Origin of the sequence: Erwinia typographi, assembly GCF_000773975.1 — a bacterium.
GTDB lineage: Bacteria > Pseudomonadota > Gammaproteobacteria > Enterobacterales > Enterobacteriaceae > Erwinia > Erwinia typographi.
In genome coordinates this window covers 131,323-154,446 of sequence record NZ_JRUQ01000055.1, presented here as the reverse complement: position 1 = coordinate 154,446, position 23,124 = coordinate 131,323, and the positions used below count along the sequence as shown (strand labels likewise).

The window sequence follows — 23,124 nt, the reverse complement described above, 5'->3', positions numbered from 1 at the left end:
CTGCCCCTGAAAAAGTTTTACGCGTGGCTCATTTTGTCCGTGGGAAGATCGTACCGCAGTTCATAATGCCTTTCGGATCGTAGATTTCCTTCAGTGCCTGCATAATATACCACGCGCTGCCGTGTTCCTCTTTTGACCAGTGAACGCGGTGCTTACCGATTCCGTGGTGGTGCACCATTGAGCCGCCCAGCTTAATCGTCTCTTCAACGATGATCTTATTCAGCGGATTATGGTACTTATCAATTTCCTCTTCCGGCTTGCAGTCCACTACGTTGTAGTCGTAGACGAAGTACATATTGGTGCCGTTGATATAGCTGTGCGATGAGTGTCCGCCCAGCATGGTGATATCGTCAGCGTGCGGGAACTCCGTGCGGATTCGCCGGATCACATTTTCATAAATCGCGTTGATGCTCGACCAGTCGCCGGACACTTCCGTGGTGAAGCCCATGTTCCCCGTGCGCAGGATCTGCTCGCGCTCGGCGGCCACCTTATCCGGTCCCCAGTTGAGGTTGTTAAACCACTGTTCAATCAGCGCGCTGTCTACCTGCTGGCATTCCGGGTGTCGTGCGACTACCTCCTGAATCCCTTCACCGGTCGCCCTGGCGATGCCCTTATTACCCTCAGCCATAAAGATCAGCACGCAGCGACCGTCAGCGAAATGGGTGAAATGCTGGCTGCCGTCCTCGGCGTCATACAGGCGGGCGATAGAAGGACGATAGCCCTCGACCATCACCTCGCGCAGAATATCGAAGCCGGTTTTCATGTTGTCCAGCGTATAGCCATAGAACAGGTTGTTTTCCGGCATATATTTGAAGATCTTCACCGTTACCTCGGTGATGTAGCACAGCGCCCCTTCATTGCCGATAATGATATGACGGATGTCCGGCCCAGCGGCGCGGCGCGGTACGTTTTTGATGCGGGTTATCGTACCGTCAGGGAACACCGCTTCCAGCCCGACGACCATGTCTTCGATAGCGCCATAAAGCGTGGAGAGCTGACCAATACTGCGGGTGGCGACCAGACCGCCCATCTGCGCCAGCGGTTTAGACTGCGGCGAATGGCCGGTGGTGTAGCCTTTCGCCCGCAGCTGGTTCTCCAGGATTTCCAGCGGCACGCCGCACTGCGTGGTGGCCTGCATGTTTTCCACGTCAATCTTGATCACCCGATTCATAGAGGCGCCGTCGAGCACCACGGAGTTCTCGACGACCGTTTCCAGTCCCCCTTCCGTGGCCGAAGCGCCGGTTCGAGGCACGCCGTTGATGCCGTGCTGATTCATAAAGGCCAGTACGCGGGAGACCTGTTCCGTACTTTGCAGCTTCACCACCGCAGCGGGTAGCGGCAGAGTAAAGACGCCGTGAATATCGGCATATTTACGGAAACGGTCAATGCTATTCCGGCGTAACACCTCTTCATCAGTAATAACCTGTTGCGGCCCAACGATCTCTTTCAAATAATTAACGATAGCTTCGCGTGATAACGACATCTTATTTCCCTCACAGCAGGAAGAACGGTAAATTAATTAAGCTGACTAGCGAACTAAATAGCCGCCATCGACGACCAGTAAATGACCATTAACATAATCAGAAGCGCGACTGGCCAGGAAAACCATGGCCCCCATTAAATCCTGAGTTTCTCCCCAGCGATTTGCCGGAATATGATCGAGCACGCGCTGATTCGTTTCTGGATTAGCTCGCGTCGCCGTAGTGATTTGCGTGGCGTAATAGCCAGGCGCAATCCCATTGACCTGAATATTGTACTGGGCCAGTTCATCGCAATAGGCCTTGGTTAACCCGGCCAGCGCATGTTTTGAGGCGGCGTAAGCCGGCGATCCCTGCCCGCCCAGCGTGGAAAATAGCGAGCAGATATTAATGATTTTCCCCTGGCGGTTAGCCACCATGATTTTTGCCGCCTCATGGCTCATCTCAAAGGCCGCGTTCAGGTTAATCTCCATCATCGGGTCCCAGTCGCTGCGGCCAAACGACAGCACCGGGTTCAGGCGGCAGATCCCGGCATTGTTCACCAGGATATCGACGCGGCCGTAGCGCTCCAGACATTCCGCCATCACCTGCGCCGCCGCGCCTTTCTGGCTGATATCAATTTGCATAAATTCAGCGCGAACCCCCTGTTGTTCCAGCAGTTCACGGGTTTGCGCGTCGGCAGGATTCAGGTCGGGGATAAACAGATCCGCCCCCGCTTTGGCTAACGCGACCGCAAAGGCCTGGCCCAGGCCGGTGTTGCCTCCGGTTACAATCGCCGCTTTCCCTTTTAGTGAAAAAAAGTCCAGTGAAAATGCTGTTAATGCGTTTGCGGTCATGATTCACCTCATTGCCAGACAAGCAAAAAAAAAGAGAAAAGCATCCTCCTCCGCGCTGGCGGAGAAGTTACTTTTCTCTTCGTCTCGAGTAACTGCCCGAAACGCTAACACAGAATTCCGAAGATTGACCAGCGATCGCGGTCACAAAAAAATATTATTTCATTGATTCAATAAAGACAGAAGATTCTTAATGACCTCCAGCGTATTTTTTAATTCAGCTGGCCATTATCCGGTGATGAATTCAGCAAAACTGGTTTGTGTGATTTCATTCACAGAATAAACCCACTTCGCCGTGATACTACTTTCGCCGTTACTGAACGAGACCCTGAGAAAAGTAACTCCCCGCGCGTCGGGGAGCTTGCTTTTCTCTTTTTTTTTGCCTGATGCCTTGCTAATGAGCGTATAAAACCATGGAAACATCCTCAGTCCGACGCTGGCTTACGCTGGCAGTCATCAGTATCAGCGGCGGTATAAGTTTTGACCTGGCTTATTTACGCTACATTTATCAAATCCCTATGGCGAAATTTATGGGATTTTCGAATACCGAAATCGGACTAATTATGAGCACCTTTGGCATTGCCGCTATCGTGCTGTATGCCCCGAGCGGGATTATTGCGGATAAATTCTCGCACCGCAAAATGATGACCTTCGCCATGGTAGCGACCGGGCTGCTGGGGCTGCTGATGGCGACCTTCCCCCCGCTGTGGCTGATGCTGATTATTCAGGTGGCCTTCGCCATCACCACCATTTTGCTGCTCTGGTCGGTGTCGATCAAAGCCGCTTCGCTGCTGGGAAGCCATGATGAACAGGGCAAAATCATGGGTTGGATGGAAGGCCTGCGCGGCATCGGCGTCATGGTGCTGGCGGTGTTTACGATGTGGATCTTCTCCCTGTTCTCCGCAGACAATCCTGCCAGCCTGAAAACGGTGATCCTCACCTACAGCGGCGTCTATATCCTGTTGGGAGTGCTCTGCTGGCTGCTGGTCAGCGACGGTCACGCCACGGCAGGCCCGCAGGAAGATCGCAAAAAGTTCAGCTGGCGGGATATCGTGGCGGTGCTGAAAATTCCTACCACCTGGTATTGCAGCATGATTATTTTTGGCGTCTACACCATTTACGCGCTGTTGAGCTACTCAACCAACTATCTGGCGGAAATGTACGGCATGACGCTGGTGGCCGCGAGCTATATGGGGATCGTCGTCAACAAAATTTTCCGTGCGGCCTGCGGTCCGCTGGGCGGGCTGGTCACGACCTACAGCCGCTGGCGCTCGCCCACGCGGGTGATTCAACTGCTGGCGGTGCTGGCTTTCGTTACCGTCGCCCTGCTGCTGTTTACCCATTCTCATCCGATGGGGATCTCGGTAGCCATTACGCTAATCCTGCTGCTGGGCTTCACCTGCTACGCCTCTCGCGGCCTCTATTTCGCCTGTATTGGCGAGGCCAGAACGCCAAAACATATTCTGGGCACGACCGTCGGCATCTGCTCGGTAATAGGCTTTTTGCCGGATGTTTTTGTCTATCCCATTATCGGACACTGGCAGGATACGCTGCCCGCCGCCGCGGCCTATCACCGGATGTGGCTGATGGGGCTGGCCGCCATCGTTTTAGTGCTGCTGTTTACCGGCCTGCTGTTCAGACAGCTCAAACGGCAGCCTGATTTCAATGGAGAAGTACAGGATTTATCAGGAGAATAGTGATGAAACAGGGCTATCTGATCGGCATCGATGTGGGCACGCAAAGTGCCAAAGTAGTCATTTTTAACCTGCTGGGCGAACAGATCTGCGAGGGGCATCAGCCGCTGCGCCCGCTGGTCATCCCCGCTCCGCAGCTGGCGGAGCATCCTGACGACGATCTCTGGAGCTCGCTCAGCGCGGCCTGCCAGAAAGCGATGCAGCAGTTTCGCGTACTGGGTCTGGATGAGGGCGCCATTCTTGGCGCCGGGCTCTGCGTGATCCGCTGCTGTCGGGTGTTGCTGAAACCTGACGGCGCGCTGGCGTGGCCGGTGATCAACTGGATGGATCGGCGGTTAAACCAACCCTGGCAGTACCATGAAAGCTATGGCGACGTCCGCTACCTCACCACCACCTCCGGCTATATCACCCATCGGCTGACCGGAGAGTTTAAGGATACCAGCGCTAACTATATTGGCTGGTGGCCAATGGACAACCAGCGCCAGGCATGGAGCGAAGATGCCGCCAGCTGGCAGCGCTGCAACCTGACGCGCGAGCAGGTTTTCGACGTGGTGAAGCCGGGGGAAATTCTGGGCACGCTTACCCCACTGGCCGCAGAGGCCACCGGTCTGCCTGCCGGGCTGCCGATTGTTGCCACGGCGCACGATAAAGCGGTGGAAGCGCTTGGCTCCGGTTCTTTACGCCAGGGGGTCTGCCTCGTCTCGCTGGGAACCTATATCGGCGCGATGGTGCACGGCGACTCGGCGCAAACGGAAGCCAAAAACTTCTGGCCTTTTCAGGCCTCGGTACCGGGAAAATATCTTTATGAATGCATGGGCGTGCGGCGTGGTATGTGGACCGTCAGCTGGTTTCGCGATCAGTTTGGCGGCGCGATGGCCGAGGTCGCCAGCTGGGGCGAATCGATTGAGGCGCTGCTGAGCAAAGAAGCCAGCCAGGTTCCGGCAGGCAGCGAAGGTCTTATCACCCTGCACGACTGGGCGGCTCCGGCCGAAGCCGAATACCGCAAGGGAGCATTTATCGGCTTTGACGGCCGCCATACCCGCGCGCATATGTTTCGTTCACTGCTGGAAGGCATCGCCCTGACCATGAAGAACCATATGGACGGCATGGCGGAGGAGTTGGGCAAACCGTTCACCCAGATAATCCTCTCCGGCGGCGGCGCAAACAGCGATCTGATGATGCAAATTTTTGCCGACGTATTTGGACTTCCTACCCAGCGCAACCGCATGAAGAGCGCAGCGGCGATTGGCTGTGCTATCAACGCCGGGATAGCCGTTGGCGCTTTCGACAGCTATCAGCAGGCCAGCGAACGGTTGGTGCAACCTGCCGAAGCTTTTCAGCCCAACGAGGAAAATCACCGGCTCTATAACGCCATCAATCAGCAGGTATATCGGCCGCTGCACGACCATCTCGACCCGCTGCTGATGCGCCTGAGCGACATTACCGGCTGAGGGCGCCCTGCGCCAGCTGCCAGACCTGGTGATTGGTGGTCGATACCGCCACCGCCCCGGCGGCAAGCGCCAGCCGGGCATCTTCCTCATCACAAACCAGCCCACCGGCAATCACCGGCTGGGCTATTTTGTCGGTAATCCACCCCAGCACCTTAGGCATACAGCCCGGCAGGATCTCAACCATGTCCGGCTGCGACTGAGCGACCTGCTTATCAATATTGTTGAAGGAGATAGAGTCCAGCATAAACAGACGATGAATTGCATAGAACCCCTGCTGACGGGCGGCTTTCACCATCGCGGGCTTGGTGCTGATGATGCCGTCAGCCTGGGTGACAATTTTCAGGAAGTTGATCACCACCTCCTGGTTTGAGCTGCCTTCGAGCAGATCAACGTGGACGAAGGCCATTTTACCGGCCTGCTTAATTTGCTGCACGATGCGCCCAATATTGCAGATGGTGCCGAACAGCACCGAGACGATAGCGCAGTCCGAAGCAATCGCCACCTCAAGGCTTTGGGCATCCTTAACGGCAGCGACAACGGGAGATTTCTTTAACAACTGATGCAGGGACACTTGTGCTCTCTTCAGGCGGACGGGGTTATCTCCTTATGCTGCCTGAGCACAACGTTAAAGGCTACCGGCGAGCGCAGGCAGAACATCATCCTGTGAAAGGGTTCCCATTTCTTCAACCAGCCAGTCGCGGAACCAGGCAACCCGGGGTAAAACTTTTTTCCCCGGCGGGGTCTCCAGCCAGTAGCCGTTGGCGCTGGTTAACACCAGAGGGGAAAGCTGGATCAGCATGCCGCTCGCCAGCTCATTGCGGATCATACTGCGGTCCAGCACCGCATAGCCGGTCCCGGTGATACAGGCGTTGATAGCCTGGTCCTGAGTGCTGAACTCAAGGCCGCAGCCTTTGGACAAATCGCTGACGCCCGCCGCCTCACACCAGCGCTGCCAGTTGCCCAGCCGCAGATCGCCGCTCAGTACGTGCAGCGACGGCACGGCCGTATAGGGAGGATAGTTACCGTTTATGCGCAGTAGCGGACTTCCTACCATCACCAGCGCTTCATGACCCAGCCACTCCCCGTTGTGGACGCTCTCTTCCGGCGTACCAAAGCGCACGGCGCAGTCAAAATCGCTGTACTTCTGCCGGGCTTCGCTGATCAGCGCGATTTGCAGCTGGCTGTTACGCTGACAGAGCCTTGCCAGGCGAGGAGCCAGCCAGCGCGTGGCGAAAGTCGGGGCCACCTGAAGCCGCAGATGCTGTAAAGGATTAGGCAACTGCACATGTCGGATGCCCTCTTCCAGAATATCCAGCGACTGCCTGACCACCGGAAGTAGCAGTATCGCTTCCTGAGTAAGCATCAGCCCGCTGTGGCTGCGGATAAAGAGATCCCTGCCCAGAAAGGCCTCGAGCTGTTTCATCTGTCGGCTGGCGGCACTTTGGGTAATAAACAGGGCATCAGCGGCTTTACTGAAGCTGAGACTACGGCAGGTTTCTTCAAATAACCGCAGCATGCTGAGAGAAGGAAGCTTACGCATAACGGCCGATCCTTACGCGAACGAAATGTTGCGAATTTGTATCCATATTGCTTGAGAACCGATCTCTCAGGCAGGCAAAAATCACCAAAATTGGCGTTAAATCACATGTTTTTCAGGAATGAGGGTATGACTAAAACGCACTGGCTGCGGCGACCGTTCGCTGCCACCTTATTAACAAATAAAACACAAAAATAACAAACAACCGCTTCACCCTATGAGGACGGAAAAATGCAACAGACCATTCAGTTGGACGATGTACCGCTCAATCGCTTTCATCTTAAGATCACCGGGCTGACCTTCAGCGCTCACCTCACCGACGGCTATGTGCTGGGCGTGATTGGCTTCGCGCTGGCGCAAATTAAACCGCAGATGGGATTAACGCCGTTCTGGGAGGGGATGCTCGGCAGCTCGGCGCTGATCGGTCTGTTCCTGGGCAGCCTGCTGCTGGGGTGGATCGGTGACATCGTGGGCCGACAGAAAATTTTCTGCTTTAGCTTTGTCATTATTACCCTCGCCTCCGCCCTACAGTTTTTTGTCACCGGTCCCGAACAGCTGTTCCTGCTGCGGGTGCTGATTGGCTTTGGTCTTGGCGGCGACTTCTCCGTGGGTCACACCATGCTGGCTGAATTCTCACCGCGTAAGCATCGCGGCGTGTTGCTGGGCGCGTTCAGCGTGCTGTGGACCGTTGGCTACGTGGCGGCCAGCTTCGCCGGGCACTTTATCAGCGATCTGAGCCCTGATGCCTGGCGCTGGCTGCTGGCCTCTTCTGCCGTTCCGGCGGTGATCATCCTGCTGCTACGTATCGGCACGCCCGAATCGCCGCGCTGGCTGATGCGTAAAGGTCAGCAGCAGCAGGCTCTGGCTATTATCCACCGCTATTTCGGCGAGCACGTTACCCTTCAGCCTGAGCCAGCGCACAGCAAGCGGCACAATCTGGGCGTGCTGTTTACGGCGCGCTATCGCAAGCGCACCGCGTTTAACTGCCTGTTCTTTGTCTGCCTGGTGATCCCCTACTTCGCTATTTACACCTTTCTGCCGGCCATTTTGCAGGCGATGGGGCTGGATAAAAACTTCGGCACCGATCTGCTGCTGAATGGTCTGCTGATTGTCGGCGCAGTGATGGGGATCGGGCTGACGGCTATCTGCTCTCGCCGGGGCTTTCTGATCGGTTCATTTGTCTTTCTGGCCGCCTGCCTGGTCGCCATGAGCCTGCTGACGGGCAGCCAGTCAGGCTGGATGATTGCCTGCTTCGCCGCCTTCACGCTGATGATGTCTGCGGTCAGCAATCTGGTTGGAGTCTTCCCGGCTGAGAGCTTTCCGACCGAAGTTCGCTCAATGGGCGTCGGCTTCGCCACTTCAATGAGCCGTCTCGGTTCCGCCACCGGCACGCTGCTGCTGCCGCTGGGAATTGTCCATCTCGGCCTGTCCGGCACTATCGCCATTCTGGCCGCAATCCTCGCCATCGGCGCGATAGTGTCACTGGCCTGGGCGCCTGAAACCAAAGGGTTAACGCTGGTCGACGCCGGTGAGGCGGCCAGCCCGGAAGCACCACAGCCGTCCGCACGGACGGCCACACTTCATCACTAGCAGGAGAAACCATGGAAATGTATATCGGTGAGGGTTTTGCAGGTAAAGGTATCAACGCATCCCATATCAACATCATGATCGGGCCGCGCAGCGGGGTGGTGGGTCAGGCGTTCTCCAGCAGCCTGGCCTCCCCCTCCCGGGGACACAGCCCTTTCATGGTGGTGCTACAGCCCAACGTTCCGGCCAGGCCAATGACGCTGTACGTTAACAAAGCCGAAATTCAGGGCGAGCTGCACGGCAAGGCGACATGGGGAGCCTCGCAGGCGGCGATTGCCGTCGCCGTGACGGAAGCGCAGCTGGCCGGTACGCTGCCGCCGGAAGCCGAGGACGAGTGGTGCATTGTCACCGCTAACTGGGTGAATCCGGCCTGTGACGACGTTGACGAGGTTTATCGTAATAACTATCAGGCCTGTACTCAGGCTATCCAGGCCGCGATGGAGAAACTCCCCGGCCGCGCCCAGCTGACCCAGGCGCTGAAATCGCCTGGCAACCCGTTCTACACCCCAAAAGCGTGAGGAAACCGTGATGGACTATCTCAATCTGGGCAACAGCGGCCTTAAGGTTTCGCGCCTGTGCCTTGGCACCATGAACATGGGCAGCAAAGAGTGGAAGCCGTGGATTTTTGACGAGACGCAGAGCGAGCCGCTGCTGCGCCACGCGCTCGATTCAGGCATTAACTTTATCGACCTTGCCGACTTCTATTCCAGCGGCGCGGGCGAAGAGGTGGTTGGCCGGATACTCAAGCGGATTGCCCAACGTGACGAGCTGGTTCTGGCGACCAAGGTTGGCTACCCCATCGGCGGTGGCGCCAATAATCAGGGCCACTCACGTAAACACATTATGAAGAGTATTGATGACAGCCTGCGGCGAATGGGCACCGATTATATCGATATGTATATGCTGCACTATTTCGACGTTAATACCCCGGTTGAAGAAACATGGGAGGCGATGAACGACATTGTGCGCAGCGGCAAGGCCCGCTACGTCGGCGTCTCGACCATGTATAGCTGGCAGCTGGCAAAAATCCTCTGGTGCTGCGATCGCAACGGCTTTACCCGTCCAATCAATATGCAGCTTCAGCTGAATTGCGCCTATCGTGAAGAGGAGCGGGAGATGCTGCCGTTCTGCCGCGATCAGCGGATTGGCGTCTCGGTGTTCAGCCCGCTGGCCCGTGGCTTGTTGAGCTGCGATATCAGCTCGGTGAGGAATCAGACTGATTTCTTCACCCATGAAATGTATGCCGACACAACCTCCCGCCAGGTGGCGGAGTCGGTCAGCCGTGTGGCGCAGTGGCGCGGCGTCCCGGCCGCACAGATTGCCCAGTCCTGGGTGCTGAACCACCCGGCGGTGGACGTGATGCTGGTTGGGGCTGATTCGGTCGCGCAGATTGACAGCGCGGTGGCCGCCCTCTCCACCAGCCTGAGCGAAGAAGAGCGCTATGAGCTTGAGCGCAACTACACTCCCTGCGACGTCATCAACGATTACACCGCCGGGAAACGGATTGCGCGCGAAAGCCGCGCCGCTCGCCAGTATTTCGAACACACAACGCAAGCAAGGAATATCGCATGAGTTCATTTTCAGCGCTGCTGCGCACCGGCTGGTATTGTGCAGGCGAATGGCGTACGGCGGCCAACACCTACCCGGTGCTCAATCCAGCGGATCTGAGCGAAGTCGCGAGCGTGGCGTTGGCCGGAGCGGCGGAAACTCAGCAGGCAATTGATGCCGCCGCCGCCGCTCTGCCGGCCTGGCGAGCCATGACCGCCAAAGCCCGCGCGCAGATCCTGCACCGCTGGTATCAGCTAATCGTAGAAAACCAGACCGCCCTGGCCGAGCTGATGGTGAGCGAACAGGGTAAAGTGCATGGCGAAGCGATGGGTGAAGTGCTCTATGCCGCCAGCTTTATTGAGTGGTTTGCCGAAGAGGCTAAGCGCGCCAACGGGAAAACGATCCCCACGCCAAAAGCGGGTAACCAGATCCTGACCTTCAAGCACCCGGTGGGCGTGGTGGCGGCAATCACGCCGTGGAACTTCCCGCTGGCAATGCTGACCCGCAAGCTTGGCCCTGCGCTCGCTGCGGGCTGTACGGCGGTGATAAAACCGGCCAACGAAACGCCGCTGTCCGCCTTCGCGCTGCTGGTGCTGGCAGAGCAGGCTGGCGTTCCGCCGGGCGTTATCAACGCGGTGACGGGCGATACGCCAGCCATTGGCGAAACGCTGATGCAAAGCCTGACGGTGCGTAAAATCTCGTTTACCGGCTCCACGCCCACCGGCAAGCTGCTGATGCGCCAGGCGGCGGATACGGTGAAAAAGCTCTCGCTGGAGCTGGGCGGCAACGCGCCGTTTATCGTGTTTGACGATGCGGATATTCCCGCCGCCATTGCCGGCGCGATGGCGGCAAAATTCCGCAACAGCGGCCAGACCTGCGTCTGCGTCAACCGCTTCTACGTTCAGGAAGGGATCTACGATCGTTTTGTGGCGCAGCTGAGCCAGGCGGCGCGGGCGCTGAAAGTGGCGCCAGGCATGACGCCGGGCGCCGAACAGGGGCCGCTGATTCACCTTCAGGCGGTGGAAAAAGTCGAGCGTCATATCAAAGATGCGCTGGCGAAAGGCGGCGACCTGCACTGCGGCGGCGAGCGCCATGCGCTCGGCGGCAGCTTCTTCCAGCCCACCGTTATCGGTAATGCGACGGAGAGTATGCTGCTGGCGCAGGAAGAGACGTTTGGGCCACTGGCCGCCTGCTTCCGCTTTCGCGATGAGCAGGAGGCGATCCGTCGGGCTAACGCCACACCGTTCGGCCTGTCGGCCTATCTGTATACCCGCGATCTCTCCCGCGCGTTCCGCGTTACCGCCCAGTTAGAAAGCGGCATGGTCGGCATCAACGAAGGCATAATTTCCACCGAGGTAGCGCCGTTCGGCGGGGTAAAAGAGTCTGGACTGGGCCGTGAAGGCTCGGACTGCGGCCTGGAAGAGTATCTGGAAACCCAGTATGTCAATATTGGCAGCCTGGCGGGGTAGCCTTCGCGCGCGCAAAAAAGGGGGATCTTACGATCCCCCTTCTGCTTTTTGCCGGTGCCGGAGCGGAATTAATTGATGCCCTGGCTGCGCAGATAGTCTTCGTAGTTGCCGGTAAAGTCGTTGAATTTGCCCGGCGTCATTTCAATCACGCGGGTAGCCAGCGAGCTGACGAACTCACGGTCATGGGACACGAAGATTAGCGTGCCTTCGTACATCTCCAGCGCCATGTTGATCGCCTCAATCGACTCCATATCCAGGTGGTTGGTCGGTTCATCCATGATCAGCACGTTCGGTTTTTGCATCATCAGCTTGCCAAACAGCATTCGCCCTTTTTCCCCCCCGGAGAGGACCTTAGCAGGCTTCTTGATGTCGTCCTGGCTGAACAGCAGGCGACCGAGAATACCGCGAACGGCCTGCTCATCATCGCCTTCCTGCTTCCACTGACTCATCCAGTCGAACACCGTCAGGTCATTGGCGAAGTCATGGGCATGATCCTGCGCGTAATAACCAATCTGCGCATTCTCGGACCATTTTACTTCGCCGCTATCCGGCTGATGCTCGCCCACCAGCGTTTTCAGCAGCGTGGTTTTACCAATGCCGTTCGGGCCGAGGATCGCCAGCTTTTCGCCCACTTCCAGCAGCAGGTTAACGTTTTTAAACAGCGGGCCCTGATCGAACCCTTTCGCCAGCGACTCGAGCTGAACCGCATTACGGAACAGTTTCTTATCTTGTTCGAAACGGATAAACGGATTCTGACGGCTGGAGGCTTTAACTTCTTCCAGCTTAATTTTGTCGATTTGCTTAGCGCGCGAGGTCGCCTGACGAGACTTCGAGGCGTTGGCGCTGAAGCGGCTGACGAACGACTGCAGCTCGTTGATCTGCGCCTTTTTCTTGGCGTTGTCAGAGAGCAGGCGTTCACGAGACTGGGTGGCGGCCGTCATGTATTCGTCGTAGTTGCCCGGATAGACGCGCAGCTCGCCATAGTCCAGGTCAGCCATATGAGTACAAACCATATTCAGGAAGTGACGGTCATGCGAGATGATGATCATGGTGCTGTTACGTTCATTCAGCACCTGCTCCAGCCAGCGAATGGTATCGATGTCCAGGTTGTTGGTCGGTTCATCAAGCAGCAGAATTTCCGGGTTCGAGAACAGCGCCTGCGCCAGCAGCACGCGCAGCTTCCAGCCTGGCGCCACTTCGCTCATCGGGCCGTAATGCTGCTCCAGCGGAATGCCAACGCCCAGCAGCAGCTCGCCCGCGCGCGCTTCCGCGGTATAGCCGTCCATTTCGCCATATTTGACTTCGAGGTCGGCCACCTTATAGCCGTCTTCTTCGCTCATCTCCGGCAGCGCGTAAATGCGATCGCGCTCTTCTTTCACTTCCCACAGCTCGCCGTGGCCCATGATCACCGTATCCAGCACGGTATACTCTTCGAAGGCGAACTGATCCTGGCGCAGCTTACCGATACGCTCGTTAGGGTCGAGCGACACGTTGCCTGCTGAAGGCGCCAAATCTCCGCCCAGAATTTTCATAAAGGTGGACTTGCCGCTGCCGTTGGCGCCGATCAGGCCATAGCGGTTACCGCCGCCAAATTTGACAGAGATGTTTTCGAACAGCGGCTTACTGCCAAACTGCATGGTGACGTTGCTGGAAACTAGCACAGGTTTGCCTTTCGTTTGCGATGTGAGAATGTGAACCAGCGCGCATTATGCCAAAAAAAAGGGGCGGCGAATACACCGCCCCCCCCTGCCACCCCTTTAGTTTCCGTCAGTGGCTTTCTATCTTGCGTTTTGACGCTGGCAGCGGACGCGTTTCCACGTCGTCGCTCAGCCAGTCATGCAGGTAATGTTCTATCTGCTCCAGGCTGCGGTTGCGGGTTTCAGGCACGCATTTAATGACGAAGACCGCACCGGCCAGGCCGATAACGGCAAAGATAAAGAAGGCGCCGGAGAGGCCAACGCTCGCCAGCAGGATCGGGAAGGCCAGCGAAATAGCAAAGTTGGCCATCCACATAGCAAAGACCGCCCCGCCCATAAAAATGCCGCGCAGACGAGTTGGGAAAATTTCGGACAGCAGCAGCCAGGTCACGGGCGACAGCGCCCCCTGCTGGAAGCTCAGGAACATCAACATGCCCAGCAGCACCATATAGCCGCGCAGCACGTCCACCTGGCCATTGACGGTTTCAGGCATGAAGTAGCTGACGCAGCCAATAAACAACAGCGAGGCGGTACAGCCGAACTGGCCAATCTTGATCATCGTCCGGCGGCCAATCTTGCCCAGCAGCCAGATGCCGACAAAGGTCATCAGCACCGAAATCGCACCGTTCGCGATAGTGGCAAACAGCGCCGAGTCGGTACTCATACCCACTGCTTTCAGCATGGTTGGCGCGTAGTACATGATGGTGTTGACGCCGGAGGTCTGCTGGATCACCGCGATCCCTACGCCGATCAGGAACAGCTTGAACAGCCAGGGCTTCTTCAGCTCCCTCAGCCTGGGCCTGGCCTGATTATCCTGTTCGGCCAGCGTTTCCTCAATTTCGGTCATCTCCCACTCGACGTCGCTCGGCGCACGGGTGCGTTCCAGCACCTTCCGCGCTTCGGCCAGTCGCCCTTTCATCGCGTACCAGCGCGGCGTATCGGGCATAAACATCATGCCAAACCACAGCGCCACGGCAGGAATGGTGGCGACTGCCAGCATCCAGCGCCAGGTGGTTTCTCCTCCCCAGGCGGCGTTGAAGCCCGCATTAGAGATGTAGGCCAGCATCTGGCCGGAGACAATCATCAGCTCCTGCAGGGTGACTAACTGCCCGCGGCGATTGGCTGGAGCGATCTCCGCGATGTAAACCGGCACCGTGGCCGATGCTCCGCCAACCGCCACGCCCAGCACCAGGCGGAAGAAAATCATCCAGTGCACGTCCGGTGCCAGCGAGGTTCCCATCGCCCCAACGGCGAACAGCACCGCGAGGATAATAATGATTTTCTTACGCCCGGCCGCTGCCGCAAAATGACCGGAAAACAGCGCGCCAAACGCCGCGCCCAGCAGCAATGAGCTGGTCACCAGCCCGGTAGTAAACGGCGTCAGCTGCAGTTCATTGCCCATAAACAGCAGCGCGCCAGAGATGACACCCGTGTCGTAGCCAAACAGCAGGCCACCGAGCGTGGCAACAAGCGCGATAACTTTAACAAAGGGTTCGGTGGGGGTTTGACTGTTAGGGCCGGAGGCCCGACTGGGAGTGAGATACTGTTCTTTTGCCATGGTGATTTCTGACCTCTTATTCTGACCCTGAAAAAGGAGTTGGTCGGAGCATGAAACATCACGGCGACATTTACCGTGGCCGCCCATTAATTTAGTTTATTTTTTTCATTTATAATAATAATGGAAATTAAATTTTGAGATGTAGCGCAGTGCATTTCGGTATTTGTGTGATACAAGTCACATAAACACCCTGTGTTGATTGTGGAAAGGCATCAGTTGTGCCGGATAAAACAAACCAATTAAATGCCATCCAAAATAATTTAAAAATTTCGTTTCATTTTTATGTCGTCAAAAGATCTCGCCAAAGCGTGGCTGCGCCTGAGATTGCTCCCCCGGCAGACCTGTTAACCCGGCCAAATATTGTCGGCGGCTAACAGAAAGATAAACAGTGGAGGAGACTTTCAGTCAGTCAGGGTGAGGGACAGAAGAAACCAAAGAGGGTTTGAGGAGGAAAAGCCCAGCCGGGGTGCCGGGCTTTGCAACAACTGAGAGGACATCTTACTTAACCTTGCGGGCATTATCCGCTTGCCATTCCTCATAGCTGGCTTCGAGGAGCCAGAGGCAGGTCGCACCTTTGTCAGTACTCAGTAAAGCGTGACGCGTTTGCTGATAAAAATCCTCAACCATAGCGGCAGACTGCTCAACTGGAACACCACAGACGATCTCCGTCCCTATCATATGCGGCCAGGATTTGGCATCGATCAGACTAAGAATACCTAACGTTCCCTGAGTGTTTTTTACCAGTGAACTGGAAAGCGCATCCTCAAGGGCTATAGCTTGCTTAACATCCGCAACGGCGGCAAGGTGAGGTACTTTATCAAGCCAGATCTGTTCACCAGCAGCAATCCCCTGCAATGCCTCCGGCCAGTTAACAGCGGCAGCCATCGGACTGGCGGCCAACACAGGCAATAACAGTAGAACCAGGCGCTTCATCGCACAACCTTAAGGGTCCCGCCTTCTCGCAAAACGCGCCGCCGGGTGCCTGCAGACATAATAATGCAGCCTTCAGATGCGAAACCAGCAGGCTTGTCGATACGCTCACCATGAATGCGGAACGCGGAGCGACCAAACGACTCCCCGGATGTCTGCACCAGAATAATGGTATATGGCCCTTTAGAAGCCGAGTGACCGGCGATTTTGTAAATTCCCCTGGGTAACGGTCCCATTCCTCTGACATGTTGGCGATCGGGATTATTTTTATTGGTCAAGCTGCCTGAATAGCCAGTTTCGACGAACTCATTCCCACGGTAAAGTCGGCCCGTGCTTTGTTGATATGTCCATTCCATTGGCACTTCTCCTTATGTGATAATGCATTCGTTCCAACTGTCTGAATGAATGATGTTGCCGTCGACATAACGCCAACTAATTTTCTCATATATCAGCTCAACCAAATCGAAATGATTACAAATCTCACCATATTGAGATTTGACGTCATACATTACGGGCCCAGCACTGATTACCGTCACTCTCTCCATCAGGGTAGTGAAGTATTCCACCTCCTGACCAACAGCGTTAATACGGTAATATTTTACCTCAGCGGATTGGAATTTTTGACCAGAAGTCACAGCTCTGTAGAGGTAGGGAGTGGAAGCATCAATCTCTTTATCAAAGGTAAATGGGGAGTGCTCCCGGGTTGCGGTTGATTTGCCCGTTCTGTTGTCTGTGGGAAGCATTACGCCATGATTCAGACCAAGAATTTCAATACCACCTTCACGGCCAGCCACATCGACAGAAACACGAATTGTGGTGCCAAGGTCATCTTTAAGCCATAGATAAGCTGGTATAGCCATATTTTTAAACTCCATTTTAAAAATGTGCCCGCATGTAAGCCACTGGTTCACATGCAGCTTTGCAAATCAATGCAAAATTACCCCTAAGTCAAATTACTGTCAATTTTATAGAGGCTGATACTGCGCAGAGCACTTCACTGTCCCACTCTTAATGGCCAATGAAATATCAATGTATTATTACTGAGGCAGTGGAATAAAATATTGGACTATGATTTTTACAAGCAGGAAATTATGGGCATGGCGGGCTGTGAAACGGAAACTGCTATCCGCCACAGCCGCGAGCTAACCAGGCAGAGATTGCTACTGGAGGAGCCAGAGCGCCGCCGTTAATTCAGCGGCTTATCGGCACTCTCTGCCGGGCCAAACACCGAATAGTCCGGCATGTTCACGTTCTGATACAGCTCCCAACCGCCGCCGAGCGCTTTATATAATGCCACCAGATCCAGGCTGCTTTGCACTCTGGCCTGCGCGGCCTGCTGCTTAGCCTGCGCCAGCTGGCGCTGAGCGTCCAGCGCATCAATAAAGGATGACAGCCCCTGACGGTAGCTGTTGCTCGCCAGATCGAAGGCATTCTGCGTCGCCTCCACGGTCTGGTCTAATCCCTGCACCTGCTGCTGATCGGTGCGGTAGCTCACCAGCGCATTCTCAACATCCTGCAACGCGGTCAGCACCGTCTGACGGTATCCCAGCGCCGCGCTGGCCTGCTCTGCCCTCGCCAGCTTGACGCTGGAAATCAGCCTGCCGCCCTGAAAAATCGGGATCGAGACCGCCGGGCCGATGCTGTAAAAATGGCTGCTCCAGTTGTCCAGGTAGCTGATATCCGTATTACGCAGGCCAAACTGACCGGTCAGCGACAGGTCAGGGAACAGCTGAGCAACCGATACGCCGATATTCGCGGTCGCGGCGTGCAGCTGCGCTTCGGCCTGACGGACATCCGGTCGCCTTCTTGCCAGCGCGGACGGCAGCCCAACCGGGACAACTTCAGGCAGCGGCGGCAGCGCCTTGTTGGCGATCAGCTCACCGTCCAGCGCGCCCGGCGGTTTGCCGATCAGCACCGCCAGGCCATTCATCGCCTGGTGGATCTGCGCCTGATACTGCGGTAGCTGTGCCCGTAGCGAGTTCAGCTGTGCACGGGCATTTTCGACGTCCATCTGCGGAGCCAGCCCGTTATGCTGCTGGCTTTGCGTAAGCTCCATCGTCTGCTGCGCCACGTCAATCTGCGTTTGCAGCGTCTGGCTTACCGACTGCGCGCCGCGAAGCTGTAAATAGGTGCGGGCGACTTCGGCCTCCAGCGAGACCAGCGCATCGTTGCGGTTCTCAATCGACTCCTGCTGCTGCGCATCGGCCATCTCAACCTGGCGACGCACTTTGCCCCACAGATCCAGTTCCCAGGAAGCGTCAAAGCTACCCTGATAGATCGACACCGGTTTGGTCAGGCCATCCAGCGCCGAACTGACTTCCGGGTCGACCTGGCTGTAAGCGCCGTTAGACTCCAGCTCGCCTTTAATACCCAACTGCTGCCGCTTGGCTGAAAGGTTGCCATTCACCGAAGGGAACCATGCGCCGCGCGCCTGATTCAGCTGCTGACGCGAACCAGCAATGCGCAGCACCGCCTGTTGCAGGCTGAGGTTGCCGCTAATCGCCCTGTCGATCAGGCTGTTCAGCTGCGGGTCGTTAAACGATTTCCACCAGCTGGCGTTGGTCGCCGTCGCCTGAGGGTTCGAACCAGCGTCCGAGTTAATGCTGTTAAAAGCCCCTGGCGTGGCCGGCTTCGGCGTCTGATAATCAGGCCCCACGGCACAGGCGGACAAAGCCAGCGTGACAGCTATCACCACGCTAACTCGCCGACGCCGATAGAGAGGAAAAACGTTCATGTCAGTGTGCTCCAGCACTGCCCTCGCTCTTAATCGGCGCAAGCAGTAAACAAAAAGGAATAAGGACCAGGGCGACAATACTGAGGCCCATAAAAACGTCGATATAGGCCAGGATACGGGCCTGAACAATCATCTCTTTATACAGCTGGCCGGTAGCGATAGTGACCGGATCCCCCACCGCCGAGGTAAAATCTCTCACGCCCTGCGCCCAGCGCTCAACCGTCAGGTTAAAGGGTTCATTTAGCGTGCTCATGTTGTGGACCATATCCGCGCTGCGCACCTGCTCTCGCTGAGTAATCATCGCGGTGGAGAGTGAAATCCCAATCGATCCGGCCACGTTACGGCACATGGTAAACAGCGCCGAGGCATCGGCATTGAGCCGCTGCGGGATGGTCACAAAAGCAATGGTCGTCAGCGGGACAAAGAGGAAACCCAGCCCGATGGTCTGCGCGCTGCGCATCAGCACCAGCGTAGTGAAGTCCACGTTCGGCGTAATCATCGCCGAGTACAGGAATGAGAGGAATAAGCAGGTGAAGCCAAAGGCAATCAGCCAGCGCGTTTGCACCACCGGCATCAGCTTCAGCACCAGTGGAATCGACAGCACAATCAGCACCGCGCCGGGTGACAGCACCAGCCCTGACCAGGTAGCGGTATAGCCCAGATCCTGCTGAGCCAGTTGCGGGATCACCACCGAACTACCGTAGAGAATGGCGGCCATTCCAGACATCAGAATGCTGGCGACGGCAAAGTTTTTATCCTTCAGGCAGTGCAGATCCACCACCGGCTTTTTAGCATAGAGCAGCCAGTAAATGGCACCCACCAGCCCGATAGCGGTCAGCACGGCAAAAGTGACGATAAAGCTGGAGCTGAACCAGTCATCGTCCTCGCCGCGATCAAGCATCACCTGCAAACAGCCCAGCCCCAGCGTAATCAGGCCGATCCCGATATAGTCGATTTTCAGCTTGCCCTTAGCCCACTTGCGCTCCCACGGCGGATCTTCCAGCAGTTGATAAATAGCCATCACGCTGAAAATGCCGACCGGAATATTGATAAAGAAGACCCAGCGCCAGCTGTAGTTATCGGTGATCCAACCGCCCAGCGTCGGGCCGAGAACCGGCGCGACAATAATCGCAATCGAGGATAGGCCAAAAGCCTTGCCGCGATCTTCCGGCTTGAAATAATCGAGCAGTACCGACTGCTGTACGGGCTGCAAGCCGCCGCCGAAAAAGCCCTGCAGTACCCTGAACAGAATAATTTGCCACAGCTCAGTGGCGATGCCGCAGAGGAAGGAGCAGATGGTGAACATTACGATGCAGATCAGGAAGAACTGCTTACGGCCGAATACCCGGCTGAGGAAGGCGGAGATCGGCAGCACAATACCGTTCGCCACCAGATAAGAAGTTAGTACCCAGGTTGATTCATCGTAGCTTGAAGAGAGCGAACCGGCAACGTGAGGCAGCGCAACGTTGACGATGGTGGTGTCGAGGATTTCCATAAACACCGCCAGCGTCACCGTCATGGCAACCAGCCAGGGATTGCTGGCCGGTTGCCAGCTTTCGCTGTGGCTCATTCCACCGTCACCTTCGGTTCAACCGACAGGCCAAGCGGCAGCGGCTTATTCGGGTCCAGCCCCTTATCGATGACGATTTTCACCGGTACGCGCTGCACGATTTTCACGTAGTTGCCGGTGGCGTTTTCCGCCGGGAAGGTAGAGAAGCGCGAGCCGGAACCCATCTGCACGCTGTCGACATGCCCTTCCAGCTTCATATCCGGCCAGGCATCGACGCTGATATCTACCTTATCACCCGGCTTCATTCGCTCAAGCTGAGACTCTTTGAAATTAGCGGTAACCCATACCTCAGGAGAGACCAGCGAGAACAGCGAGCTTCCGGCCTGGACCAGCGTGCCCACCTGCACATTACGTTTGGTGACGAAACCATCGTAAGGCGCGCGGACTTCGGTATAGGAGAGATTCAGGTTAGCGGTATTGAGCTGCGCCTGGGCCTGCTCAACCTGCTGCTGGCGAGCCTCCACGTTCGTTTCCTGCTGACGAATTTGCAGCTGAATCTGCGACGCCACTTCCACCTGCGCTTTGGCGCTTGCCAGCTCGGCCTGAGCACTTCTTAACTGCGCGCTGGCCGCGTCGATATTACGCTGGGAGGTTGCACGCGGGTCCACGCCGCGCTGACGCTTATAATCTTCCTGGGCGTTCAGATAGTTGGCCTGGGCCTTGGCCTGCTGAGCCAGCGCCTGATCTTTCTGCGCGGGATATTGCACCTTCGAGAGTTCCAGCGACGCCTGCGCCTGATGAAGCTGGGCGATAGCCAGTCCAAGCTGTGCCTGGGCCTGATCGCGCTGCGCGGTATTATCACGCGGATCGATCACCACCAGCAGATCGCCCTTCTTCACCCGCTGGTTATCTTTCACCCTCAGCTCGGTGACGTAGCCCGACGCTTTCGGTGCAATAGTTACCGCATCTGCTTCGGTAAAAGCATCATCGGTGCTTTCAATATTGCGCGTGGTGAGCCAGAAAAACAGTGCGACGACGATCGCAATCACCACCACTATGCCAAGGATAATCAGCGGTTTTTTACCCGGGCGCTTCCGCTCCGGCTGCTCGTTATTATCCTGCTGTTGTTGCTCTTCCTGCTGACGCTGGTCATCATCTGACCCATTATTTGTTTGATTAGCCATAGTTCTCATCAGTTAGCAAAGGCCTGTACCAGACCTGAAATCAAGCAAGCTGCCTTAACAATAGAAGGAAAGCTGACAAAATCAAACGCAGCTTTACGACACTATACAAGTTATAAAAATCACTACCACGCGTCCTGTGTAAATATCAGTAACAGTCTGGAGATAAGTCTGAATTTGGGTTTAGCCGAACTCAAATAGCTTTCAGCATCCGCAGCATTCCCCACCCCAGCAGCAGCGCCCACATCAGCAAGGGAACAGAATAGCAGTGGAACTGCCACCAGATGCGGCGATCTTTCGCCATGCGCAGCGCGATCAGGTTAGCCAGTGAACCGGGCAGCAGGCCGAAGCCGCCAATATTCACCGCCCAGGCCATCAGCGTGGTTGCTGGCAGGCTGCTTAGTAATAAAATGGTCGCCGGGACGTTGCTGATTATCTGCGACAGGCCAATCGCCAGCAGATACTGACCCATTGCCGAAAGCTGAGAGAGGTGATGCAAAGAGACTTGCAGAGCAGGCAGGCGGGTGAGCAGATAGACGTCGATGAACATCACAATAAAGACCGCCAGCAGGCTCCAGTCGATACTGAGCAAAATTCGCCGCGCCATCAGCAAAAAGACCGCAAAGATCGCCAGCAATCCCCACAGGGCCAGGTTCAGCTCCAGCGCGACAATGAATATGCCATAAAGGACAACGCTGGCGATCATTAAGGGACGTTGCCAACTGGGCACAGCCGACTGCGCGGCCAGCTCAATCTTTTTGCGACTAAAGCAGAACAGGGTCAGCAGCAGCAGGCTCGCCACCAGCACGGCGGCCAGCGGCAGCATTTGCCAGATAAAGCCCAAAAACCCGGCATCGCCGTGCCGCCACATCAGGATATTCTGCGGGTTGCCGACGGGGGTTAGCAGAGAACCGGCATTGACGGCCAGCGCTTCGAAAATGATCAGGCGGGCGATTGGCAGTGCGGAAAAACGCCGCAAAGAGAGCGTTAACGGCACCAGGATAAACAGCGCGACATCGTTGGTCAGGAAGGTGGAAAGCAGCGCGGCGGCGGCAACCAGAAACAGCGCAAGGCTCCGCTGCCGGTGAAAACGCTGCACCAGTCGCCGCCCCAGCACGTCAAAATAGCCGCTGGCCTCAATGCCTTTGGTCAGCATCAGCAGGCCGCACAGGGTGACAATGGTCGGCCAGTCAACCGCCGCAGGAAGCTGCGACGGTGAAAAGGGCACGAAGAAGGCCAGAATCAGGCCAGTCAGAATCAACAAATGTAGAAAGCGGTCATGCAAAAATGGCCTGAGCAGCGTTACCATACAGACTCACTGAAAGAGGAGGGTTACTGACGGCTTTGGTAAAATTTCTCGAAAATGGCCAGCGTTTCATCACTGACGTGATGTTCGAGACCTTCCGCATCCCGACGGGCGGTATCAGGGCTGATCCCCAGCGCCAGCAGAAAGTTCTCAACAATATAGTGCCGTTTGCGGCTCTCTTCGGCCAGCGCCTCGCCTTCCGCAGTCAGAAACACGCCGCGATAGGGAACCTGCTCAACCAGCCCACCAGCGGCCAGTCTCTTCAGCATTTTAGCGACGGTCGGTTGCGACACGCCCAGACGGGCGGCCATATCAACCTGGCGGGCTTCACCAAACTCACGGATCAGATCGGAAATCAGCTCAACATAGTCATCAATCAGCTCACGACGATGGGCTTCGCGCACCTGGCGGAAGCCTTCGACGTGCTCTTCAATATCTTTCAGTGGCGCGGGCACTGCACTTTTAGCGCGACGACTCATGGAGCTTCCTCTTCTTATTCTCTGATGCACAAACCGCTCGCATCAGCAATCGGTGTCACATTGTAAACTAACCGCCGGGAAGCACAAATTTTCGCGAAGCAGCAGGAAATGATAGCCATAAAAAAATCCGCC

The 23,124-nt window shown here is 56.4% G+C and carries 21 protein-coding genes; 7 read left to right on the top strand and 14 right to left on the bottom strand.

Going from position 1 to position 23,124, the window contains the following annotated elements; translation table 11 throughout:
* Positions 1-28 precede the first annotated feature (28 nt).
* Together NG99_RS19585 and NG99_RS19580 are read right to left on the bottom strand one after the other, a co-directional pair.
* The gene (locus NG99_RS19585) at positions 29-1,483 is read right to left on the bottom strand and encodes an FAD-binding oxidoreductase (protein WP_034896624.1); all 1,455 of its coding nucleotides are present in this window, start codon (positions 1,481-1,483) and stop codon (positions 29-31) included.
* 45 nt (positions 1,484-1,528) lie between these two features.
* Positions 1,529-2,314: an SDR family oxidoreductase gene (locus NG99_RS19580; RefSeq protein ID WP_034896622.1), complete on the bottom strand. Its 786-nt coding sequence runs from the start codon at positions 2,312-2,314 to the stop codon at positions 1,529-1,531.
* Positions 2,315-2,724: 410 nt separating this feature from the next.
* On the opposite strand from NG99_RS19580, the gene NG99_RS19575 reads away from it, so the two are divergent.
* Positions 2,725-4,008 (top strand): MFS transporter, encoded by a 1,284-nt coding sequence (locus NG99_RS19575; RefSeq protein WP_052130791.1) that lies wholly within the window; start codon positions 2,725-2,727, stop codon positions 4,006-4,008.
* A gap of 2 nt (positions 4,009-4,010) precedes the next feature.
* Positions 4,011-5,456, top strand: coding sequence for an FGGY-family carbohydrate kinase (locus NG99_RS19570; protein WP_034896619.1), 1,446 nt, complete (start codon positions 4,011-4,013; stop codon positions 5,454-5,456).
* Here NG99_RS19570 and NG99_RS19565 read toward each other — a convergent pair.
* Together NG99_RS19565 and NG99_RS19560 are read right to left on the bottom strand one after the other, a co-directional pair.
* The gene (locus NG99_RS19565; protein ID WP_034896616.1) at positions 5,446-6,027 is read right to left on the bottom strand and encodes a glycerol-3-phosphate responsive antiterminator; all 582 of its coding nucleotides are present in this window, start codon (positions 6,025-6,027) and stop codon (positions 5,446-5,448) included. The genes NG99_RS19570 and NG99_RS19565 overlap by 11 nt on opposite strands.
* Positions 6,028-6,081: 54 nt before the next feature.
* On the bottom strand, positions 6,082-6,996 hold the full coding sequence (locus tag NG99_RS19560; protein ID WP_034896613.1) for a LysR substrate-binding domain-containing protein: 915 nt from the start codon (positions 6,994-6,996) through the stop codon (positions 6,082-6,084).
* Positions 6,997-7,224: 228 nt separating this feature from the next.
* Here NG99_RS19560 and NG99_RS19555 point away from each other — a divergent pair, with 228 nt between their 5' ends.
* From NG99_RS19555 to NG99_RS19540, 4 genes are read left to right on the top strand one after another with little or no spacing between them, the layout of a single operon-like run.
* Positions 7,225-8,583: an MFS transporter gene (locus tag NG99_RS19555; RefSeq protein ID WP_034896611.1), complete on the top strand. Its 1,359-nt coding sequence runs from the start codon at positions 7,225-7,227 to the stop codon at positions 8,581-8,583.
* A gap of 11 nt (positions 8,584-8,594) precedes the next feature.
* Positions 8,595-9,098: a formaldehyde-activating enzyme gene (gene fae, locus NG99_RS19550; RefSeq protein WP_034896608.1), complete on the top strand. Its 504-nt coding sequence runs from the start codon at positions 8,595-8,597 to the stop codon at positions 9,096-9,098.
* A gap of 10 nt (positions 9,099-9,108) precedes the next feature.
* The gene (locus NG99_RS19545) at positions 9,109-10,152 is read left to right on the top strand and encodes an aldo/keto reductase (RefSeq protein ID WP_034896605.1); all 1,044 of its coding nucleotides are present in this window, start codon (positions 9,109-9,111) and stop codon (positions 10,150-10,152) included.
* The gene (locus NG99_RS19540; protein ID WP_034896602.1) at positions 10,149-11,597 is read left to right on the top strand and encodes an NAD-dependent succinate-semialdehyde dehydrogenase; all 1,449 of its coding nucleotides are present in this window, start codon (positions 10,149-10,151) and stop codon (positions 11,595-11,597) included. The genes NG99_RS19545 and NG99_RS19540 overlap by 4 nt, the downstream gene beginning before the upstream one ends.
* 68 nt (positions 11,598-11,665) lie before the next feature.
* Here the strand turns inward: NG99_RS19540 and NG99_RS19535 are convergent, their stop codons facing one another.
* The 5 genes from NG99_RS19535 to tssD all read right to left on the bottom strand — a co-directional run bounded on the left by NG99_RS19535 (position 11,666) and on the right by tssD (position 16,642).
* Positions 11,666-13,258: an ABC-F family ATPase gene (locus NG99_RS19535; RefSeq protein WP_034896601.1), complete on the bottom strand. Its 1,593-nt coding sequence runs from the start codon at positions 13,256-13,258 to the stop codon at positions 11,666-11,668.
* A 106-nt stretch (positions 13,259-13,364) separates the two neighbouring features.
* Positions 13,365-14,852 carry a sugar porter family MFS transporter gene (locus tag NG99_RS19530; protein ID WP_034896599.1) on the bottom strand — a complete coding sequence of 496 codons (1,488 nt, stop codon included), beginning with the start codon at positions 14,850-14,852 and terminating at the stop codon, positions 13,365-13,367.
* A 498-nt stretch (positions 14,853-15,350) separates the two neighbouring features.
* Positions 15,351-15,785: a hypothetical protein gene (locus NG99_RS19525; protein ID WP_034896596.1), complete on the bottom strand. Its 435-nt coding sequence runs from the start codon at positions 15,783-15,785 to the stop codon at positions 15,351-15,353.
* On the bottom strand, positions 15,782-16,138 hold the full coding sequence (locus NG99_RS19520) for a tlde1 domain-containing protein (RefSeq protein WP_034896595.1): 357 nt from the start codon (positions 16,136-16,138) through the stop codon (positions 15,782-15,784). The genes NG99_RS19525 and NG99_RS19520 overlap by 4 nt, the downstream gene beginning before the upstream one ends.
* 12 nt (positions 16,139-16,150) lie before the next feature.
* The gene (gene tssD, locus NG99_RS19515) at positions 16,151-16,642 is read right to left on the bottom strand and encodes a type VI secretion system tube protein TssD (RefSeq protein WP_034896594.1); all 492 of its coding nucleotides are present in this window, start codon (positions 16,640-16,642) and stop codon (positions 16,151-16,153) included.
* Positions 16,643-16,843: 201 nt separating this feature from the next.
* Between tssD and NG99_RS30235 the strand changes: the two genes are divergently transcribed.
* A complete protein-coding gene (locus NG99_RS30235; protein WP_269745688.1) occupies positions 16,844-16,972 on the top strand; it encodes a hypothetical protein in 129 nt (42 codons plus the stop codon).
* On the opposite strand, the gene NG99_RS19510 is transcribed toward NG99_RS30235, so the two are convergent.
* From NG99_RS19510 to mntR, 5 genes are all read right to left on the bottom strand, one after another.
* The gene (locus tag NG99_RS19510) at positions 16,969-18,516 is read right to left on the bottom strand and encodes an efflux transporter outer membrane subunit (protein WP_034896593.1); all 1,548 of its coding nucleotides are present in this window, start codon (positions 18,514-18,516) and stop codon (positions 16,969-16,971) included. The two genes, NG99_RS30235 and NG99_RS19510, sit on opposite strands and share 4 nt — an antisense overlap.
* 1 nt (position 18,517) lies before the next feature.
* A complete protein-coding gene (locus tag NG99_RS19505) occupies positions 18,518-20,086 on the bottom strand; it encodes a DHA2 family efflux MFS transporter permease subunit (protein WP_034896592.1) in 1,569 nt (522 codons plus the stop codon).
* Positions 20,083-21,219 carry an HlyD family secretion protein gene (locus NG99_RS19500; protein WP_034896591.1) on the bottom strand — a complete coding sequence of 379 codons (1,137 nt, stop codon included), beginning with the start codon at positions 21,217-21,219 and terminating at the stop codon, positions 20,083-20,085. The genes NG99_RS19505 and NG99_RS19500 overlap by 4 nt, the downstream gene beginning before the upstream one ends.
* 181 nt (positions 21,220-21,400) lie before the next feature.
* Positions 21,401-22,516: an SLC13 family permease gene (locus NG99_RS19495; RefSeq protein WP_034896590.1), complete on the bottom strand. Its 1,116-nt coding sequence runs from the start codon at positions 22,514-22,516 to the stop codon at positions 21,401-21,403.
* A 23-nt stretch (positions 22,517-22,539) separates the two neighbouring features.
* Complete coding sequence (mntR, locus tag NG99_RS19490) at positions 22,540-22,992, bottom strand: manganese-binding transcriptional regulator MntR (RefSeq protein WP_034896588.1); 453 nt, start codon at positions 22,990-22,992, stop codon at positions 22,540-22,542.
* Positions 22,993-23,124 lie beyond the last annotated feature (132 nt).

Excerpts from the sequence above, each read along its gene's own strand:
- NG99_RS19495 (WP_034896590.1), bottom strand. The coding sequence starts at position 22,516 with ATGGTAACGCTGCTCAGGCCATTTTTGCATGACCGCTTTCTACATTTG.
- NG99_RS19500 (WP_034896591.1), bottom strand. The coding sequence starts at position 21,219 with ATGAGAACTATGGCTAATCAAACAAATAATGGGTCAGATGATGACCAG.
- NG99_RS19540 (WP_034896602.1), top strand. The coding sequence starts at position 10,149 with ATGAGTTCATTTTCAGCGCTGCTGCGCACCGGCTGGTATTGTGCAGGC.
- mntR (WP_034896588.1), bottom strand. The coding sequence starts at position 22,992 with ATGAGTCGTCGCGCTAAAAGTGCAGTGCCCGCGCCACTGAAAGATATT.
- NG99_RS19560 (WP_034896613.1), bottom strand. The coding sequence starts at position 6,996 with ATGCGTAAGCTTCCTTCTCTCAGCATGCTGCGGTTATTTGAAGAAACC.
- NG99_RS19505 (WP_034896592.1), bottom strand. The coding sequence starts at position 20,086 with ATGAGCCACAGCGAAAGCTGGCAACCGGCCAGCAATCCCTGGCTGGTT.
- NG99_RS19585 (WP_034896624.1), bottom strand. The coding sequence starts at position 1,483 with ATGTCGTTATCACGCGAAGCTATCGTTAATTATTTGAAAGAGATCGTT.
- NG99_RS19520 (WP_034896595.1), bottom strand. The coding sequence starts at position 16,138 with ATGGAATGGACATATCAACAAAGCACGGGCCGACTTTACCGTGGGAAT.
- NG99_RS19530 (WP_034896599.1), bottom strand. The coding sequence starts at position 14,852 with ATGGCAAAAGAACAGTATCTCACTCCCAGTCGGGCCTCCGGCCCTAAC.
- NG99_RS19580 (WP_034896622.1), bottom strand. The coding sequence starts at position 2,314 with ATGACCGCAAACGCATTAACAGCATTTTCACTGGACTTTTTTTCACTA.
- fae (WP_034896608.1), top strand. The coding sequence starts at position 8,595 with ATGGAAATGTATATCGGTGAGGGTTTTGCAGGTAAAGGTATCAACGCA.
- NG99_RS19555 (WP_034896611.1), top strand. The coding sequence starts at position 7,225 with ATGCAACAGACCATTCAGTTGGACGATGTACCGCTCAATCGCTTTCAT.
- NG99_RS19510 (WP_034896593.1), bottom strand. The coding sequence starts at position 18,516 with ATGAACGTTTTTCCTCTCTATCGGCGTCGGCGAGTTAGCGTGGTGATA.
- NG99_RS19525 (WP_034896596.1), bottom strand. The coding sequence starts at position 15,785 with ATGAAGCGCCTGGTTCTACTGTTATTGCCTGTGTTGGCCGCCAGTCCG.
- tssD (WP_034896594.1), bottom strand. The coding sequence starts at position 16,642 with ATGGCTATACCAGCTTATCTATGGCTTAAAGATGACCTTGGCACCACA.
- NG99_RS19575 (WP_052130791.1), top strand. The coding sequence starts at position 2,725 with ATGGAAACATCCTCAGTCCGACGCTGGCTTACGCTGGCAGTCATCAGT.
- NG99_RS19570 (WP_034896619.1), top strand. The coding sequence starts at position 4,011 with ATGAAACAGGGCTATCTGATCGGCATCGATGTGGGCACGCAAAGTGCC.
- NG99_RS19545 (WP_034896605.1), top strand. The coding sequence starts at position 9,109 with ATGGACTATCTCAATCTGGGCAACAGCGGCCTTAAGGTTTCGCGCCTG.